The 17,659-nt window shown below is 47.7% G+C and carries 16 protein-coding genes; 2 read left to right on the top strand and 14 right to left on the bottom strand.

Annotated elements, in window-relative coordinates; all coding sequences use genetic code 11:
- Positions 1-9: 9 nt before the first annotated feature.
- The 6 genes from KI379_RS34020 to KI379_RS05620 all read right to left on the bottom strand — a co-directional run bounded on the left by KI379_RS34020 (position 10) and on the right by KI379_RS05620 (position 4,853).
- Positions 10-339, bottom strand: a complete 330-nt coding sequence (locus KI379_RS34020) for a hypothetical protein (protein WP_244879391.1) — start codon at positions 337-339, stop codon at positions 10-12.
- A 132-nt stretch (positions 340-471) separates the two neighbouring features.
- The gene (locus tag KI379_RS34010) at positions 472-915 is read right to left on the bottom strand and encodes a multicopper oxidase domain-containing protein (protein WP_244879200.1); all 444 of its coding nucleotides are present in this window, start codon (positions 913-915) and stop codon (positions 472-474) included.
- Positions 916-963: 48 nt separating this feature from the next.
- Positions 964-2,007 carry a multicopper oxidase family protein gene (locus KI379_RS34005; RefSeq protein WP_244879199.1) on the bottom strand — a complete coding sequence of 348 codons (1,044 nt, stop codon included), beginning with the start codon at positions 2,005-2,007 and terminating at the stop codon, positions 964-966.
- Between the two features lie 37 nt (positions 2,008-2,044).
- On the bottom strand, positions 2,045-2,569 hold the full coding sequence (locus tag KI379_RS05630; protein ID WP_212983007.1) for an SRPBCC family protein: 525 nt from the start codon (positions 2,567-2,569) through the stop codon (positions 2,045-2,047).
- An 89-nt stretch (positions 2,570-2,658) separates the two neighbouring features.
- On the bottom strand, positions 2,659-3,264 hold the full coding sequence (locus KI379_RS05625; RefSeq protein WP_212983006.1) for an NAD-dependent epimerase/dehydratase family protein: 606 nt from the start codon (positions 3,262-3,264) through the stop codon (positions 2,659-2,661).
- Positions 3,265-3,419: 155 nt separating this feature from the next.
- Positions 3,420-4,853, bottom strand: a complete 1,434-nt coding sequence (locus tag KI379_RS05620; protein ID WP_212983005.1) for an MFS transporter — start codon at positions 4,851-4,853, stop codon at positions 3,420-3,422.
- Between the two features lie 1,046 nt (positions 4,854-5,899).
- Here KI379_RS05620 and ilvB point away from each other — a divergent pair.
- Positions 5,900-7,606, top strand: coding sequence for a biosynthetic-type acetolactate synthase large subunit (gene ilvB / locus KI379_RS05615; RefSeq protein WP_212983004.1), 1,707 nt, complete (start codon positions 5,900-5,902; stop codon positions 7,604-7,606).
- Positions 7,607-7,909: 303 nt separating this feature from the next.
- Here ilvB and KI379_RS05610 read toward each other — a convergent pair whose 3' ends face one another.
- Positions 7,910-8,587 carry a DUF1796 family putative cysteine peptidase gene (locus KI379_RS05610; protein ID WP_076169028.1) on the bottom strand — a complete coding sequence of 226 codons (678 nt, stop codon included), beginning with the start codon at positions 8,585-8,587 and terminating at the stop codon, positions 7,910-7,912.
- A gap of 324 nt (positions 8,588-8,911) precedes the next feature.
- On the opposite strand from KI379_RS05610, the gene KI379_RS05605 reads away from it, so the two are divergent.
- Positions 8,912-10,099: a GDSL-type esterase/lipase family protein gene (locus KI379_RS05605; protein WP_089546272.1), complete on the top strand. Its 1,188-nt coding sequence runs from the start codon at positions 8,912-8,914 to the stop codon at positions 10,097-10,099.
- Positions 10,100-10,266: 167 nt separating this feature from the next.
- On the opposite strand, the gene KI379_RS05600 is transcribed toward KI379_RS05605, so the two are convergent.
- The 7 genes from KI379_RS05600 to KI379_RS05570 form a co-directional block, all read right to left on the bottom strand.
- Complete coding sequence (locus tag KI379_RS05600; RefSeq protein ID WP_089546271.1) at positions 10,267-10,506, bottom strand: glutaredoxin family protein; 240 nt, start codon at positions 10,504-10,506, stop codon at positions 10,267-10,269.
- Positions 10,507-10,529: 23 nt separating this feature from the next.
- Positions 10,530-10,733 carry a heavy-metal-associated domain-containing protein gene (locus KI379_RS05595; protein ID WP_076169034.1) on the bottom strand — a complete coding sequence of 68 codons (204 nt, stop codon included), beginning with the start codon at positions 10,731-10,733 and terminating at the stop codon, positions 10,530-10,532.
- A gap of 55 nt (positions 10,734-10,788) precedes the next feature.
- Positions 10,789-13,224: a heavy metal translocating P-type ATPase gene (locus tag KI379_RS05590; protein ID WP_089546270.1), complete on the bottom strand. Its 2,436-nt coding sequence runs from the start codon at positions 13,222-13,224 to the stop codon at positions 10,789-10,791.
- 246 nt (positions 13,225-13,470) lie between these two features.
- Complete coding sequence (locus tag KI379_RS05585) at positions 13,471-13,821, bottom strand: metal-sensitive transcriptional regulator (protein WP_089546269.1); 351 nt, start codon at positions 13,819-13,821, stop codon at positions 13,471-13,473.
- Between the two features lie 210 nt (positions 13,822-14,031).
- The gene (locus tag KI379_RS05580; RefSeq protein ID WP_089546268.1) at positions 14,032-15,477 is read right to left on the bottom strand and encodes an MFS transporter; all 1,446 of its coding nucleotides are present in this window, start codon (positions 15,475-15,477) and stop codon (positions 14,032-14,034) included.
- Between the two features lie 249 nt (positions 15,478-15,726).
- On the bottom strand, positions 15,727-16,806 hold the full coding sequence (locus KI379_RS05575; protein ID WP_076169041.1) for a sensor histidine kinase: 1,080 nt from the start codon (positions 16,804-16,806) through the stop codon (positions 15,727-15,729).
- Positions 16,803-17,495: a response regulator transcription factor gene (locus tag KI379_RS05570; protein WP_089546267.1), complete on the bottom strand. Its 693-nt coding sequence runs from the start codon at positions 17,493-17,495 to the stop codon at positions 16,803-16,805. The genes KI379_RS05575 and KI379_RS05570 overlap by 4 nt, the downstream gene beginning before the upstream one ends.
- Positions 17,496-17,659 lie beyond the last annotated feature (164 nt).

The raw sequence follows: 17,659 nt of genomic DNA, 5'->3' as shown, positions 1-17,659 counted from the left end.
ACTTAGCTGTCATGCTTTTTTTCTGCGCGCTTGATCGAACGAGGGAAAGAACGGCCCGTTATCCAATGAGAATGTGACCGGACTGAGGATCACTGTGGTTTGTTTCACGTTCGGAAGGACGAACGGTACCCGGATGGTAATGTCGCTTTGAGTCGTTACCGCGGGTTCCTCTACGGTTTCCCCAAGTTTAAGCCTCTCTAGGCTTTGACATAGTCGGGCTCCTCCTGCAGTGACCATTTTGTCGGTATGGGAAAATAAAAACTCGTCGAGGATTGACATGGGCGTATGAAGCGACGATGCAAACGACAGCCTTATGTCGGCATATCCGATAAATCTCATCCATAACGGCCTCCAGATCATCGACGTATTGCAGACTGTGGGAAGCCATTACAAAATCAACGGAGTTATCGGAGGGCAGACAAGATATGTTCGATCAACTCGGCTCCTTTGCGGATTAACGGAATGCTTTCGTTATAGGTCGGGAAGATTGCCTGATTTGGTTCCTACCCGGTATGACGTCGTAATGCCTTCGTAATTCAACATCATGCTCATACCCATCGAGGCGTGCTTGAGGTTGTGGCAATGTATCATCCAGAGCCCGGGATTGTCAGCTTCCAGGTACAGCTCATAGGTCTCGCCCTTCTTCGTCAGAAGTGTATCGAGATACACCGGGCTGCCTTGCAAGGCTTCGCCGTTCTTTCTCAAGACTCGGAACACGTGCCCATGAAGGTGGAAAGGATGATCGCCTCCGCCTTCGCTAGAGACAGTAATGATAACATGGTCGCCCTCTTTCACAGTCATCGGAGGAATATCATGAAAGGATTTTCCGTTAATTGACTTGGTAAAAAGGGTTTGGCCGAGCTTAAGCTCAAAATGCCGATCGGGCTTGGCTTGTAAGACGGGGTCGTCAGGCAATGGGGTACCGTAATCGAGAAACGAGAACAGCTGCCCCTCTTCATTATGCTATGGCTGGTTTCCGCTGCCTATCGTAATCGGTAACCCCTTAGCCGAGGGGCTGCTGACGACAACTTTACCCGCCCCCGGAACTTGGATAAGCAGATCATAACGCTGGCCCGCCCCTATCGGCACTATCGTCCTTTCCAGCAGGCCGGGCTCATGCAAATCGTGGCCATCCATTGCCAGAACCCGGAAGGGAGCCCCGTCGACGCCAAATTCCATCGTTTCATTGCCTGAATTGATCAGCCTTAGTCTGACCTGTTCGCCTGGCTTGGCAGGGATCGTCCGTCCTCTCTCGCTTCCGTTCACCAGCATGGAAGAACCTAGCTGTTGATAAAGAGCCGTTGCCTCTGATGTTGAAGTACCGGATTCAGAACCGTTTTTCGGCTCGATAATGAGCGCACCTAGAAGTCCTTTGCTTACCTGTATCGAGCTCATCTGATGAGAGTGATACCAATACGTGCCCGGAGTCGTCGCGATGAACGTGTATGTGAACTGTTCCCCAGGCGGAACGGCGTCCTGCGTTACTCCCGCAATCCCGTCCTGCGAGCACGGAACCGTAATTCCATGCCAATGAATCGTAACACCGTCCTCAATATCTTTGTTATGCAGAGTAACAACAATCTGGTCGCCCTCCGTGACGCGAAGTTCCGGTCCCGGAGATATGCCGTTGAAGGTCCAAGCATCGACGGTCTTACCGTTGTCCAACTTTAATGTCGTCCGGGCGGCCGTCAGATCGAACTTGCGAATCGGAGCCGATGACTCCGGTGTCGTGATTGAGGAACAAGACACCGCGCCTTCCTCGGAGGAGGGATTTCCCATGCCCCCCATATGCTCCATGTCACCCATATGCTCCTTGCCATCCATATCGGTCATGTTTATCATACTAGACATGCCAGCTGTCATCTGATGGTAAGCCATGTTGATCTCTTCCGGCTTCTGAAGCCGCATTTGCCAAAAATATGTGACGATCACCGCTCCGACCAAAACCACCAAAGTCAAAGGAAGGCCAAAGTAAATCAGACGTTTAACGATTTTTCTTTTATTCAAGATTATTTTCACCCCATCATATGATTGATTAAATCAATTACTCCTTCGCAGATGTCCGCTGCAAGCTCTCGGCCGTTGATTTGAGGGCGGCGAGCCAAGCATTCAGCGAAGCCGTGAGTGCAGCACGCATGCCATCGGGGTCAGCTGCTACGGGCGGACCGTCCCAGGACTCTGTGGTATGCACTAGGACTCCTTTAGGTGTGGGGGTGATGCTCCATACATGAACGCCGTCGATACCATGTGCTGGACCTCCCCATACAATACGTTTCATGGGGTCAATTTCAAGAATGGTAGAGACAATTTCTAACCCATGGGTCTCCCACCAAAACGTACTTCCTTTCGCGATTGGACCGGATAATTGTACTTGCGTGATATCCTTCTGCCAATTCGGCCACTGTTCGACGCCAGTCTGTATCCGCCATACGATCTCCTGCGAAGCTTCAATCTCGATGGACAGGTCGACGACAACCTGTGCATTTCGGTCAATATCGGCCATTCCTTCCCGTGTAAACCATTCTTTCGTGTTCTCCACTCCCGTCATGTTGGCTACCCCATTTACCATCGGCTTTTTCATTTTATTGACCTCATTTCATTGGATTTGAATTGATTGATTACTCAATTACATTTCATGTCACGCTTAATAAGAATTATTCAATAGCCACTATTGTGCTTTGCCATCAAGCTTTTTATCGTAGAGGCTATACCCTCTTTATAAGATGTTGGCGATACGCCGCTATACTCGGTGCCATATGTTCCAATATCCTCGCCGAGCCACTCATAACAATCCAACATATTCTTTGCCGTTGGCTCATACCACTGAAGTAGGCGCTGCTGCCACCCTCCGATCGGCTCAAACCGCGGCGCAGCTTGAACGACTGAACCCGTTAGGTCAAGAAGTTCCGCTTGCGAAATTAGGCCACTGCCGCGAAGGCGCCAATCGCTTCTGAACGCGGTCTCCATCGAAACCAGCTCGAGAACATAACGGGTAGCGTCGTCCACATATAGATAGTCTCTTCTAACGGATGGATCGATGAGCTGCTTAACGGGTTTCGCTTGAACGATTTTGCGAAGTGCGTAATGAATGATCGTGTTGGAAGCGCCCTCTCCGTACAACTCCGGACTAAAGATTCGCATGGAAGTTGCGCCAGGAACGTTCAAGTTAACCTGCTCCCTCCTATCGACGGGGAGATAAACCCCTTCGAGGGTAACCATCTTGGCTCCACTCACCACCGCGATGCTTCGAACGGCTTCTAGCATCCGCCGCACCTTCTCAGGGTTGTCATCGTAGGTTAAATCCCGCAGAAAATCACGTCAACGCCTTCTGCTGCTGCCAGCAGATCAGTCCGATTCCCGGCATCTCCTCTGACCGTTCGAAGAAGCGATGAGCATTCATTTTGTGATTGATTAGTCACTTACTTTGAAAGTCGGGGATGCCTTACAACCGCGAGGACCACAAATGCTCCGATAACCGCGAACGCGGCAGCTCCAAGGAACACCCAGGAAAATCCTCCGGTCAATGCTTGTGCTTCGGATACGCCGCGGTCCAACAAGCGATCGCTTCGGGCCGATGCCGCCGTTGTCAGCACTGCAAGTCCAATGGCTCCGCCGATCTGTTGGCTCGTATTGACCAAACCGCTGGCAAGCCCCGCTTCTTCGTCCGTTACACCGTGAACCGCAAGCTCTGTTCCTGAGACAAAGGCGCCCCCCAGACCGATTCCGATCAAAATGGACGGTCCTAACAAATTGGCAGCGAACGTAGCGTCACTAGGCGATAGAGATAACCAAATTAGCCCTGAGGCAAGAAGGATCAGCGATGTCGCCAGCGTCCTGCTTGGGCCGATTGCCTTAACCACCGCGGGAACAACTCCGGCAATGGCGACCAGCGCGCCGGCTAGCGGGAGCTGGGTGAGCCCTGCTTTTAACGCATCGTAATGTAGCACTTGCTGCATGTAAACCGAGAGTGCGAAGAACAGTCCCGTTGTCGCCCCTCCGATGAGGAACATCGCCAGATTGCCACCCGTAACCGATTTGTTACGGAAGATACCCAGCGGCATAAGCGGATTCGCAGTACGCTTCTCGAGGAAGATGAACGATGCGAGCAGCGCAACCGCCAAACCTGCCAGAATCAGCGTCTGTGGAGACGTCCAGCCGACCCGCTCTGTTCCGGAAAGCGCGGCCACAAGCGCTACGATGCCACCCGTTACCGCAACCGAGCCTGTCATATCCAGAGTTATGCGTTCGCCTAGAGAATCTTTGGCGATGAGGAAGGGAACCGCCGCCAGGACCAATGCCGCTACGGGAACATTTACATAGAACACTGCCGACCAGCCAAGCGAAGCCGTCAGAACGCCTCCCAGCAAAACGCCCGCCGCGCTGCCGATACCTACAACTGCACCCCAAATGCCGAGCGCCTTGGCCCTATCCTGAGGATCTGCGAACAGCTTGGTGACAAGAGCCAGCGCGGCCGGGGCGAGCATAGCGGCAGATGCGCCCTGAATCGCTCTGGCCGTGAGCAGCCAGGCTCCTGAGGCTGCCAGTCCGGCTGCGGCCGAAGCAAGCGCAAATCCCGCAACGCCGGTCATGAACAATCTTCGATGTCCGAATCGATCCGACAATCTTCCACCGAGAAGCAGCAAGCCCCCAAAGGGCAATACATAAGCCGTAATGACCCAACTCAGTGTATTTGTGCCTAAGTGAAGTTCTGAGCCGAGAGAGGGAAGCGCGATATTGACGATGGATGCATCGAGAACGACCAGGAATTGAGCTAAAGCCAGCGCGATTAGCGCCCACCACCGAAGTGGCATATGCCGAGAATTTGCGATTGCCGGTTGAACCATTGAACTCATACAATTTCCTCCTGTTATTGATTAATCAATTACATTTCATCAAAAAAATATTCGGCTTGCCAAGCCGCTTCAAAGTATTCGTTACAGCCCCTTTAACCCACTGTCGCCTAAGTCAGTGCCAATAGGTGGAGCATTCTTCGCCACCTCGCTTTTGTGAGTGATTGATCAATTACTAATTTGGTGATTTCACTATATCAAATCGTGATTCGTTGGTCAATAACAATTTTGGAACAAATTTCAGCGCCTCATTTACTCGAACCCACCTACGATATGTAAATCGGGAATGCATGCAGCTTTCGGGTTTTACTAATTTTAAAACCAGTATGAATAAGAACCAGTTGAAAAAATCCTGGCGTCTGTGATAATATCCTCATAATATCATTTGAAAAGCGATGAAGAGGAAAAAGTACCAAGGGCTCTTATGTCCAGAGAGCGAAGGGAATGCTGAAACCTTTGCCTTAACCCCTTGTATGATAGTCACCTCAGAGCTGTTGATCGAAAACCAAATTGGAGCGTTGATTTGGCGAGTAGTTCCAAACGGATGGGCACACGTTATCGTGCTGAAGTAAGGGATTCCTTACTTCATGAGGCCGGAATCGTGAGATTTCAGGCAAACCAGGGTGGTACCGCGAAAATAACCCCTTTTCGTCCCTATCGTTCGGCAGATCGCTGCCGAGCTTGGGAGGAGAGGGGTTTTTATGTATATAACAAACAAGCGATGAAGAGAAAAAAGTGTCAAGGGCTCTTATGTCCAGAGAGCGAAGGAAATGCTGAAACCTTTGCCTTAACCCCTAGCATGATGTCATCTCCGAGCTGTTGATCGAAAACCGGATCAAGCGCTTGATTCAGTGAGTAGTCTCAACCGGATGGGCACACGTTACCGTGCCGGAAGTAAGGAAACACTTTACTTCGTGAGGCCCAAAATCGTGAGATTTTAGGCAAACCAGGGTGGTACCGCGAAAATCAACCCCTTTCGCCCCTTTAGTACGGCAGTATGCTGCCGGCTTTTGGGATGAGAGGGGATTTTTTTATTGGAGGGATATCACATGGAAACGAAGAGAGACGAAGCTGAACTCATCACAGGATCCGAATGCCTTTTGCGCTGTTTATTGCTCGAGGGGGTTGAACATGTTTTTGGTTATCCCGGAGGCAACGCGCTGTACATTTATGACGCTATGGTCGACAATCCGGAGTTCAAACACATTCTGGCCCGGCACGAGCAGGGAGCGATACACGCAGCAGACGGTTATGCCCGGTCGACAGGGAAAGTCGGCGTCTGCATCGCCACATCTGGTCCGGGAGCGACAAATTTGATTACCGGGATTGCGACGGCTTATATGGATTCCACACCTCTCGTCATCATTACGGGCAACGTGTCGACTACGGTTATGGGCACGGATGCTTTTCAGGAAGCGGATATCGTCAGCATGACCCTGTCCATAACGAAACATAGTTACTCCGTTCGTCATGTGCAAGACCTGCCGCGCATCGTGCACGAAGCCTTCCATATTGCGAATACGGGCAGGAAAGGTCCTGTATTAATCGACATTCCTAAGGATGTATCCAATCACAAGCTGTATTACCAACCCGCGGGGGCAATTCATCTTCGAGGGTACGATTCCGATCCGAATTTGGATACAGACCCGATCGATACCTTGATTCAAGCGATTACCGAATCCGAAAGACCGGTCATAATCGCCGGAGGAGGAGTGGTATATTCAGGCGCATCCAATGAGCTGCTGGAGTTCGTGAATAAAACCAACATTCCGGTGGCGACCTCATTGCTTGGTTTGGGAGGTTTTCCAAGTGCTCACGACCTGTGGCTGGGCATGGCGGGCCATCATGGCGCATATGCAGCGAATATGGCCATCCAGCATGCCGATCTGATTATTTCCATGGGTTCGCGGTTTGATGACCGGGTGACCATGAGGGTGGATGGTTTCGCCCCCCATGCCAAACGGATTGCCCATATCGATATTGATCCGGCTGAAATTGGCAAAAACATCAAGGCGGATATTGCGTGCATCGGTGATATCAAAGCTGTACTGGACTATGCGAATACGAAAGCTGCCGCCTCCCCATCCGCTCGTTGGATCCAAGAAATTCAGGAATACAAACGGAATTTTCCTTTTCGGTATAAAGATTCGGATACGGAGCTTAAGCCCCAATTTGTCATTGAAATGATCCATGAAACCACACAAGGCGAGGCGATCATAACCACGGACGTTGGCCAGCACCAGATGTGGGCAGCTCAATTTTACAAGTTTAACCATCCCCGCTCGCTGATCACCTCAGGAGGTCTTGGAACGATGGGGTTCGGGTTACCGGCCGCCATTGGCGCACAGATCGGGAATCCAAATCGTCTTGTGGTTTCCGTAAACGGTGACGGTGGCATGCAAATGTGCGCGCAGGAGATGGCTATTTGTTCCATTCATCGGATTCCTGTCAAAATTGTCGTGATTAACAACCAAGTGTTGGGGATGGTTAAGCAGCAGCAGGAACTCAGTTATGCCAAGCGTTACAGCCAGATCGACCTTGCCGGCAGCCCCGATTTCGTAAAGCTGGCTGAAGCCTACGGCATCAAAGGGTTGAGAGCGAGTAATAAAGCAGATGCTATCCGTGTTTGGCAAGAGGCTCTAAATACACCTGGTCCCGTACTTGTGGAGTTTGTCGTACCGAAAGAAGAGAATGTATATCCTATGGTCCTTACAGGAACGGCGTTACATGAAATGATTCTGGGGGATATCGAATGATTTGTACGTTCCAACCCCGTGAGTAGGCTACTGCGTCGGACCGGTAGTCTGCAGCCGGCCGTTGGAAGGCAACACTGCATTTTACCGGATATCCGCCGCGATTTCGCATTTCATGTCCAGTCATCCCTAAATCTCGTCATATTCTATATAGTGAATATGACGAGTACCCATTTCACATATCCAAGCGGCTGATTACAGAAAAAGAACCTTGGTATCAAAGTCCAAAGAGTTTGGATCAAGGAGAATGAATGGACTAAAGTGAAAACATAACATCGTGTGCAACTTTATTCCCCGCTACCAATACTACCAACGCCCCGTTAAAGACAGACCGTTCATGGTACAGTCCCAAGCGGATTCATGATAGAGCTCATCGAGGGGAACCTGCAGCGTAGCGATGCCGTCTTGTCCCCAATCAATCTCTTGAATCGACTGCAACCCGGATACGGTCTGCATGAATAGTATTCTGCAGTTGCCCGGAGTCAACGAGGATACGACAGCATGAAGCTTGACGGCTTCCGCTTCCCCGATTTCTCCCCACCTGATGAACAGAACAGAACGACTGTGATCGAGCACATGTAAAAACCTTTGAATTCGACGAATAAGTCTCTCACTGTATGCGCCGTAGGTGGCCGTCCAATCCTGGTAGGGGATAACGGGGAAATCATGGACGGAAATAACATTATAGCGTGTATCTAGAATAAAATGAGCGTTATGATATGTCCCGTCTCCTTTCGGTACTGCGATTCCGTCTTCTAAATAGTCAGAAGTGCCTTCTATCTTCCGGAGCTGCCCGAGATCCATAAAACCTTCGAACCGATTCTCTAACAACCGGGTCACGTCCGTGACCGATTTCGAGATCATCCAGTCTAACGGCAAGGAGAAACGCCGCAGCTGACGTCGCCACAAAAAGATGGATGGCCCGCACCAGCTTCCCAAGCCGATTATAATGTCATAAGCACCTTTCACATTCTCTATCTTCATACTTGTCACCACTTTCAAGATGCTAGATTTGATATATTCTATGCACTCTAATGACAAGCCGTATAGACGTATGGAAGCGTAGATACATCAAGGCGTGTTTTCATATTTAATGAGAGGAGTTCCTTTAGTAAGCGCCGGATATAGCATACCTGGATTGAATATATTAATTCACCTATATACATCAATTTCGACTAGAACCAATAAATAGAAATGTTCCATCCACTTGCTCACTTACGGGCTAGTTACGTTGCATGTATGGAATTAAAATGATATAAGAATAGATAAGGGGGGTATACTATCCTAAAAGAAAGGTGAGTATTTAGTATGTCTCAATGGAAAAGATCATGGTATGCGAGTCAAACCCAATTTGATGATCGGTTTTTTGGTCATGCTTTCTCCCATGCTTCATTCGAGAACCAGACTGTACGCATGGTGATACATCCTCATGATTACGGATCGATATGGCGTATTAAATTTTCTAATCGTTACGGAGTTTACCCCTTAACACTTGACAGTGTCACGCTATCAAGCCACCGCAATAATGTAAATTTTGATGATCAAGATGTTGGCAATGTTACATTTAAAGGGTCATCCAAGGTTGTCATACCGGTTGGGAAAGAATTGTATAGTGATCCTGTCTCGTATCATGCTGATCCAAGCGCTGATTTAACCATTAGTCTCTATTTGCCCGTTTATACAAAGGTTTCAACTTGGCACTTTTCCCCTGCTCGTTCCACGTACATCGCGCAAGGAAACCAAACTAAGGTGAACGATGCCGATATATTTGATACTACGACACATTCGTATTATTGGTTAACCGCATTAGATGTAGAAATGATGTCTTCAGGGGTTGATCCTGGGGTTTTTGTTGTGATGGGAGACTCCATTACAGAAGGCTATGCTTCCAGTCTAAATGCTAACCAACGCTGGCCAGACTTATTGCTGAATCGAATCCGTCAAGTGAGTGATCAGCCGTTGCCCTCGATTCTAAACGCGGGACTAACCGGCAACATGATTTTAAGAGATGCAAGAGATGTTGAAGAAGGGGCAGCTCTTGGTTTAGCAAATGCCGGTGAACGAATGCTTGATCGTTTAGAGCGGGAAGGTTTTACCCAGCCAGGTCTAAAGGGAATCATATTTAATTGCGGCATCAATGATATTTTCGGTGATGCTACCTCGGAACAATTGATAAGAGGGTTGAATGAAATGATCGACCGAACAAAGAAACAACATCTCAAGGTAGTAATATGTACCGTGACCCCCTTTGGGAAATCACATTTTTTTACTGATGAGCGGGAAAAAGTACGTCAAGAAGTGAATCAATGGATCCGTTCTAACGCTCAAACTGATCTAATCATCGACTTGGATCGGACATTGGCGGATCCACGAGAGCCGACTGAGATGCTCCATATTTACGATTCAGGCGACAAAACCCACCCCAATGACGATGGGAATAAGGCTATAGCGGAAGCAGTACCATTATCATTTTTTTACGAGTCAAGCCAAAATTAGCAACCCATTTGGTCTAATATCCGTTGTACATTTTAGCAGATGCTCATCCCGCCTCTTGGCTGGCTCGAACTTGTTCCAGAAATACCAACCTCCAGCAAGTTGCAACGTAAAAGGGCTCTAACTTGAAATTCTGCAAGTTAGAGCCCTTTGAACCCTCCAAATCCTATTCATGCCAGTAATGCACTTATTTCTTTGAAATTTTCTGCAAACCCAATGAACACTTTATCGTCAATAAGGATGGTCGGAACAATTTGTTTACCCGTAAGATTTTTAACTTCTACTGCATATTCAGGGTTTTCTTCGCAGTTATATTCCATATAAGGAACGTTTTGCTCTTTGAAGTATCGCTTCGCATGATTGCAATCACTGCAGGTGGGGATCGTGTAGATTTTTACGTTGGCGGACATACTCTCACTTCCTTTTCCTGATATTAATTAGCGACCTCATACCCTTTACTCCGGATAACATCCTTAATATCTCCCAGGGTAAATTTTGATTCGTCGTACTTGACCTCAACGGTACCTTGATCAAAATGAACCTTTCCCTCCACACCGATGGAATTCAATGTTCCTTCAATTTTACTAATGCATGAACGGCAGCTCATTCCATGTACTTTGACGTTTGCATCTTGCATCCTATTCACCTCCTTTCGCTTGCTGTTGGCAATTTTATCGTTTCTGCTGCAATCGTTAGCTGCGTACTTTTACACGCTGCAGCCGAAGTGCGTTCAGTACAACGGATACGGAGCTCAGAGCCATCGCTGCTCCTGCTACCCAAGGTGCCAGCAGACCGATGGCTGCGATCGGAATGCCTAGAGTGTTATAACCAAGCGCCCAGAATAAATTCTGGCGAATATTACTCATCGTTTTACGGCTCATATAGATGGCGTCCGGGATACTCGTCAGATCGCCACGCATCAAGGTCACATCGGCCGCCTCCATGGCAACATCCGTTCCTGTCCCAATAGCCATTCCTATATCGGCTGTGGCTAATGCCGGAGCATCGTTAATGCCATCACCCACCATGGCTACGGTTTTTCCTTGGGCCTGCAGGGCTTTAACTTCTTCTGCTTTCCCTTCGGGCAACACTTCTGCACGTACATGATCAATGCCAACCTGGGCAGCGATCGCTTTGGCTGTACGCTCATTATCACCCGTGATCATGATCACCTGAATGCCCATTCCTTTTAAGCGCTGGACAGCTTCTTTAGAAGTCTCTTTAATGGTATCCGCCACCGCAACCATGCCGGCATATTGCTTATCGATCACTACGAGCATAGCTGTTTTTCCTGTTTCTTCGAGTCTGGACATCGTTTCGTAGGCATGCATAGCGTCTACATCGTACTTTTCCATCAATCTTCTAGTACCGATCAGCAGTTCTTTTCCTTCGACGACAGCCTGGATTCCGTAGCCTGGAATAGCTTCAAAAGCTTCTGTTCCAGGAAGGGAAATATTGCGCTCCTGAATGCCGGTCACAATCGCTTCGGCCAAAGGGTGTTCCGAATTTTTCTCCGCAGCGCCGACAAATCTAAGGAAGTCTACTTCGTCCATCTCTGTAAGCACATCCGTAAGTTCAGGTTTACCTTTCGTTACCGTTCCTGTTTTATCCAGAATTATGGCGTCAATCTTATGAGTCTGTTCAAGGTGTTCTCCGCCTTTGAACAAGATCCCGAGCTCTGCAGCACGACCCGACCCGGCCATAATCGATGTTGGAGTTGCCAACCCCAGCGCACATGGGCAGGCAATAACCAGGATGGCGATTGCTTTTTCCAAAGCCTCTGCAAACTCGCCAGGTGTGACCAAGAAATACCAGACCAGGAAAGCGACCACCGCAATACCTACCACAATGGGAACAAAAATACCGGAGATCACGTCTGCCACCCGCTGAATCGGGGCTTTGGAACCTTGGGCTTCTTCAACCACTTTAATAATCTGTGCCAGCGCAGTTTCCTTGCCGACTTTGGTTGCTTTAATACGGAGCATGCCATTTTTGTTGATGGTCGCTCCTATGACGGCATCACCGGCATTCTTTTCAACGGGTAAGCTTTCCCCGGTTAGCATGGATTCATCCACGGAGGATGTTCCTTCGAGCACCACACCATCAACCGGAACTTTGTCTCCGGGCCGTACAAGAACCATATCCCCGACAATCACTTCATCGACCGGAATCGTCATTTCCTGACCATCGCGTACAACCAATGCCGTCTTCGCCTGGAGTCCCATCAGGGACTTGATGGCTTCGGAAGTCCGGCCCTTGGCCAGCGATTCGAACAGCTTACCCATGATGACTAAAGTGATCAGGATCGCACTTGTTTCATAGTACAATGATGGACCGTGGTGGGCGTTCGCTCCGGCAGTGAACCAGTCAATCGTGAGGTACAGACTGTAGAAATAAGCAGCTGAAGTCCCTAGCGATACCAACACGTCCATATTGGCGCTGCCGTTTCGGAGTGCCTTATAGGCCCCCACATAGAATTGTTTTCCGACATAAAATTGGACCGGTGTTGCTAAAATGAGCTGAAACCACGGGTTCATCAAAATTTCTGGCATGTAGATCCATGATGTGAACGAAAAGTGTGCCACCATACTCCACAGCAGCGGAAGGGACAAGATTGCCGATAAAAGCAGCAATCGTTTCTGATGCTTAATTTCTTGTTTCCGGTGGTCGACCGTTTTCTTGTTCTCTTGCTTCGTTACCGCTTTATAACCGAGCTGCTTGACTTTATTCTGCATATCAGAAACGGTAATATCAGCTGGCGAATACTCAACTCTTGCCGTTTCCATCGCAAAGTTGACGGATGCGTTAGTAACCCCGGGAAGTTTGCTCAAGCCTTTTTCAATACGGTTAGCACACGCAGCACAGGTCATTCCTTCGAGGTTAAAATCAACGACTTCTTTCGCCGTATCATACCCCAGTTTTTTGATCGTTTCCTCCAACTTATCGACGCCTACCTTACCTGGATCATACGTTACACTTGCTTTTTCCAAGGCAAAGTTCACGTTGGCTGATGAAACACCTTCCAGTTTATTCAGTCCTTTTTCAATACGGTTGGCGCATGCAGCACAAGTCATTCCTGTAATTTGCAGCGTTGTCTGTTTGCTCTCTTTTCCGGCTACGGCTTCCATGTTCATCACTCCTAAAGGATAATGGCAAATGCATTCTCACAGTTTAAAACCTGCATGATATTACTTTTTTTCATGGGTTGTTATATTAAGGTGTTTATTTTGCCTTCCAACAACTTCCTTGAAATTAGTATACCCCCCTACCCTATAATTAGTCAACACTTTTACTAAATTTTTTTGTGTACCCCAGTACCCTATATGATGATTCAAAATAAAAAGCAGCGTGATCGCTGCCTTTTATTAAGGTCTTTATTTCATTAACTTATTCATGGTTTTCAATAGCTCATCTAAAACCTCAGTGTCACCTTCTTGGATCCGATCGATAACACAGCTCTTCATGTGATGCTCAAGTAATAGCTTACCTACCCCATTTAAGGCCGATTGCACCGAAGCAATCTGGTTTAAAACATCATCGCAGTAAGTGTCTTTTTCGATCAATCCTTTGATCCCCCGGATCTGCCCCTCTATTCGGTTCAACCTGGATATCATATTGGTTTTTTCTTTTTCGGAATGATGGCTCTTCCGACCCGGTTCCTCACTTGAGCAGCACCCTGCATTTTCTGCTAAAGTACTTTCTACCGTTTCCAGTTCAACACTCATTGTCCCTGCCTCCATTCCTGTATAAAGATCCTTACTAACGTATCGGTTTACTTCATATATCACGGCATGATTAATCTCTTGCACTCAATATATACCCCCCGCCCCTATAAAGTCAAGATGGTAACACCCATTAATGTCTCTGCCGCCAAATCACCTAAAATTAGCCGGAGTCAAAAAACTTCAGCCACAAGGTGACTGAAGTTAAAAAGATTACATCGATTTAGAGATGTCGGAGCCAACCTTTTTTGGTGAACGAATGAAGATCAATGCCAATAATGCGCCAATAAATGCAACGATACCCGACCACAAGAATGCAGCTTGAAATCCACTGTTCAGAGCTGCCGTTGGATCACCACCTGCTTGTGCCGAGTTCGTTGTTGCAGCAATGGCAACCATAATCGCCAAGCTGATCGCTGAACCAATCTGGTAGCTGGTATTGGCAAGCCCTGATGCAAGCCCTGCTTCCTCAGGTTTAGCTCCGTTCATGGCAGACATCATGGAAGGAATATAAGCCAGAGACATCCCGAGCGCACCTAAAAGTGAAGCCGGCAGCACATTCGCTAAGAAGGTTCCGTCTACAGGGGTGTTCGTGGAGAACAGGATCATCGAACCTCCTAAGGCAGTCAAACCTATTACGATATTCGCTTTTACGCCGATCTTGGCGATGAGCTTGCCCGTTATCGCAATCATGAAAATGGCGATGACAATGGTCATCGGCAGCAGCGCAACACCGCCGGTAAAAGCTGAAAATTTCAAAACCTGCTGCATGTATAGATTCAGGAAGTACCAAAGCGGGATCCATCCCCCTGATAACATTAACAGTGCGATATTACCTGCTGCTAGATTAGGTGCCTTAAAAATTCGAAGAGGTACAAGGGGTTCCTTTTTGACCGCCTGAACAATGAGGAAGAGGATAAATAGAGCTAAACCTAAGATCAGTGTCCATATCGTTGTAGGTGCTCCCCATCCGTTATGTTCTGCGGTGACAATCCCATACACTATTAAAACTAATGCAGCCGTAACAAATACGGATCCTACGATATCAATGCCGCCTTTTCTGCGTGTTCCTTTTGCTAAAAGCCCGGGAGACAATAGTAGGGCAAGAATTCCGACAGGGACGTTGATCAGAAATGTCCATTCCCAGCTTAACCATTCGGTAATGACACCGCCAAGAAACACCCCCGCGGAACCTCCTGCAGCAGCGGATGCCCCCCAGAATCCCAACGCCTTCCCTAATTCCTTGGGATTTCCGCTAAATAACATCATAACGATCGTTAACGCGGACGGTGCAATGAGTGCAGACCCAAAGCCTTGGAGCGCTCGGCCGATGTTGAGTACGGTGTCGTTCCATGCTAGCCCTGCAAGTAACGAAGCTGCAGTTAGAATAAGAAAACCCCACATGAACATGCGTTTTTGTCCAAACAGATCAGACAACCGGCCCCCCAGCAATAAAAAGCCGCCAAAGAAAATAACGTATGCATTAAACACCCACTGTAAGCTTTCCTGGGAATACCCCAGCGCTTCTTTAATGGCGGGCAAAGCTACCCCGATAATTGATGTATCCATAATCACCATAAAATTCGCAAGGCATAACAATGCGAGTGCCATCCAGCGCCTCGGATCAGCCTGGGAAAGACCTTGAGACTGAGTTGTCATTTCTATCATCCTCCTTTAGAGAAATAAAACCGGTCCTTCATCCCTTTCACGCTCGTGACGGCCGTCAGATGAACGAGGTGAAATACCATAAATTACCGGGCTTGATGTGAATATAGTATAGCCCCCTACCCTATATTGTCAAGCGATTTATTTTTTTGAAATAAACAGCGAATGTTGGGTTATTAGTTGGCTCCTATCAAAATAAAAAACGCCCCCGTAGGAGCGTCAGGATTGCAGCCATTATAATCCTCACCTTTGTATCGGTAATTGTACGTAAAATTGTGCACCATGATCACTTTCAGCCCATATCTGCCCACCGTGGCGCTCTACCAACGTTTTGGTAATGGCTAATCCAAGCCCACCGCCACCCATTTTACGGCTGCGTGATTTATCTACCCGATAAAAACGCTCAAAGATATGTGGAAGATCCGCTGATGGAATTCCTATGCCATTATCTGAGACGGTAATTTGGACCACACCTAACCGGACGGTACCCTTGACTTCAACGGTACCGCCTTCAGGTGTATATTTCAATGCATTAGACAACAGGTTTGTCCAGATTTGAATAAGCCGGCTTTCATCGGCAATTACGCAAACATTGGGTATATCTTTTTTCTCCAGGTTAACTCCCTTTTGTTGAAATGAAGGACGCATGAGGTCCATGACTTGATCCATAGACTTCTTTAAGGAGACTTGCTCAAGCATGAATTGAAAATCGATGGAATTAACGATTTGAAGCTCTTCCAAATCATGAACCAGCTGAATCAAACGGTGAATTTCTTCACGGCTGGACTGGATCCGTTCCGGAGTAGGCTCCCATATTCCGTCTTGAATAGCCGCGAGGTAACTATTCAATGTGGTTAAGGGTGTCCGCAACTCATGTGCAATATTTTCGGTCATAGCGATTCTCAATTTTTCTTGCTGCTCCAGCTGTTCAGCTAAGTGATTGATGGAAGCGGCCAGCTCCTCCAGTTCATCTCTGGGCAAACTCTTCAACGGGAGACGCACATCCCGTTTTCCTCGGGCCATGATTAATGTAAGATTTTTCATGCTGATTAATGGCGACGAAATCCGTTTGGCGATATACACACTTAACACAAATGAGACGATTAAAGCTCCCCCAATCGTTAAGCCAATGGATTGTATAATCGCTTGCTCCAAGTGAGAATTCAGTGAATCAGCTGAATGCTGCGCTTCGGACATTTCGCGTCCATACATTTGAAAATGGTAGTGGGTTGCATTGATCATAGCAATCGAAGCGATCACCAAAATAAAGCCGGTATATAAAATCAGAACCGTGCTTAAGCGAAAGGATAATGTACGTTTCATAAACTCCCCCCATTAAAGCGGTATCCTGCACCAAAAACAGTCCGGATGAATAAGGGGTTCTTGGGGTCCTCCTCTATTTTTTGACGCAAATTTTTGACATGCTGATCAATAATGCGCGAGTCTCCATCAAATTCAAAGCCCATAACGAGTTCAATCAATTCTTCCCGGGAAAACGTACGCTCCGAGTTTCTCGCCATAACTAGAAGCAATTTATATTCGGATGGGGTTAAACTGATGGGTTTATGTTGAACGAAAACCTGTTTGGCATGGCTATCAATCATCAGACGTCCTTCGCCATATTCTAATCGATCGGCCAGAAGTTCTTGCTGATTGGTTCGCCGCAGTACAGTGCGAATTCTGGCTATGAGTTCTTGAGGATCGAAAGGCTTCACCATATAATCGTCTGCCCCAACAGACAACCCATGAATACGATGTGAAACGGACGATTTAGCTGTCAGCATAATAATTGGTGTGGGATAAGCTGTTCGAATCTTCTGGCATAATTCCTCTCCGTTCATATCGGGAAGCATAAGATCCAATAAAACCAAATCAAAAGGTTGATTGGCTAATTCACTCCATGCACTCTCCCCTCCAGCCGCTTCGTGCGCTTCAAACCCTTCCTTTTTTAAATAAGCGACGATGACTTCCCTGATTTTCTCCTCGTCTTCAACAACTAAAATTCTACGCATGAATTCCCTCCAAACGTATAGGCGGATTTTTTTTCCTACGCCTCAACTTCCGTTCTCTGCAAGACTATATAATCAAACAGGTCATTTCTCACAACGAAATGACCTGTTATGCTTCTTCCCGATTTTTTTCATTTTGACGACATCAATGTCTTATATTAAGGGTT

It is taken from the genome of Paenibacillus cineris, from assembly GCF_018333335.1.
GTDB lineage: Bacteria > Bacillota > Bacilli > Paenibacillales > Paenibacillaceae > Paenibacillus_AQ > Paenibacillus_AQ favisporus.
This window is presented reverse-complemented; position numbering and strand designations above follow the sequence as displayed.

Bases quoted from the DNA above. Each gene is read 5' to 3' on its own strand.
- KI379_RS34020 (WP_244879391.1), bottom strand. From the start codon at position 339: ATGAGATTTATCGGATATGCCGACATAAGGCTGTCGTTTGCATCGTCG.
- KI379_RS05630 (WP_212983007.1), bottom strand. From the start codon at position 2,569: ATGGTAAATGGGGTAGCCAACATGACGGGAGTGGAGAACACGAAAGAA.
- KI379_RS05625 (WP_212983006.1), bottom strand. From the start codon at position 3,264: ATGCTAGAAGCCGTTCGAAGCATCGCGGTGGTGAGTGGAGCCAAGATG.
- KI379_RS05620 (WP_212983005.1), bottom strand. From the start codon at position 4,853: ATGAGTTCAATGGTTCAACCGGCAATCGCAAATTCTCGGCATATGCCA.
- ilvB (WP_212983004.1), top strand. From the start codon at position 5,900: ATGGAAACGAAGAGAGACGAAGCTGAACTCATCACAGGATCCGAATGC.
- KI379_RS05610 (WP_076169028.1), bottom strand. From the start codon at position 8,587: ATGAAGATAGAGAATGTGAAAGGTGCTTATGACATTATAATCGGCTTG.
- KI379_RS05605 (WP_089546272.1), top strand. From the start codon at position 8,912: ATGTCTCAATGGAAAAGATCATGGTATGCGAGTCAAACCCAATTTGAT.
- KI379_RS05600 (WP_089546271.1), bottom strand. From the start codon at position 10,506: ATGTCCGCCAACGTAAAAATCTACACGATCCCCACCTGCAGTGATTGC.
- KI379_RS05595 (WP_076169034.1), bottom strand. From the start codon at position 10,733: ATGCAAGATGCAAACGTCAAAGTACATGGAATGAGCTGCCGTTCATGC.
- KI379_RS05590 (WP_089546270.1), bottom strand. From the start codon at position 13,224: ATGGAAGCCGTAGCCGGAAAAGAGAGCAAACAGACAACGCTGCAAATT.
- KI379_RS05585 (WP_089546269.1), bottom strand. From the start codon at position 13,821: ATGAGTGTTGAACTGGAAACGGTAGAAAGTACTTTAGCAGAAAATGCA.
- KI379_RS05580 (WP_089546268.1), bottom strand. From the start codon at position 15,477: ATGACAACTCAGTCTCAAGGTCTTTCCCAGGCTGATCCGAGGCGCTGG.
- KI379_RS05575 (WP_076169041.1), bottom strand. From the start codon at position 16,806: ATGAAACGTACATTATCCTTTCGCTTAAGCACGGTTCTGATTTTATAT.
- KI379_RS05570 (WP_089546267.1), bottom strand. From the start codon at position 17,495: ATGCGTAGAATTTTAGTTGTTGAAGACGAGGAGAAAATCAGGGAAGTC.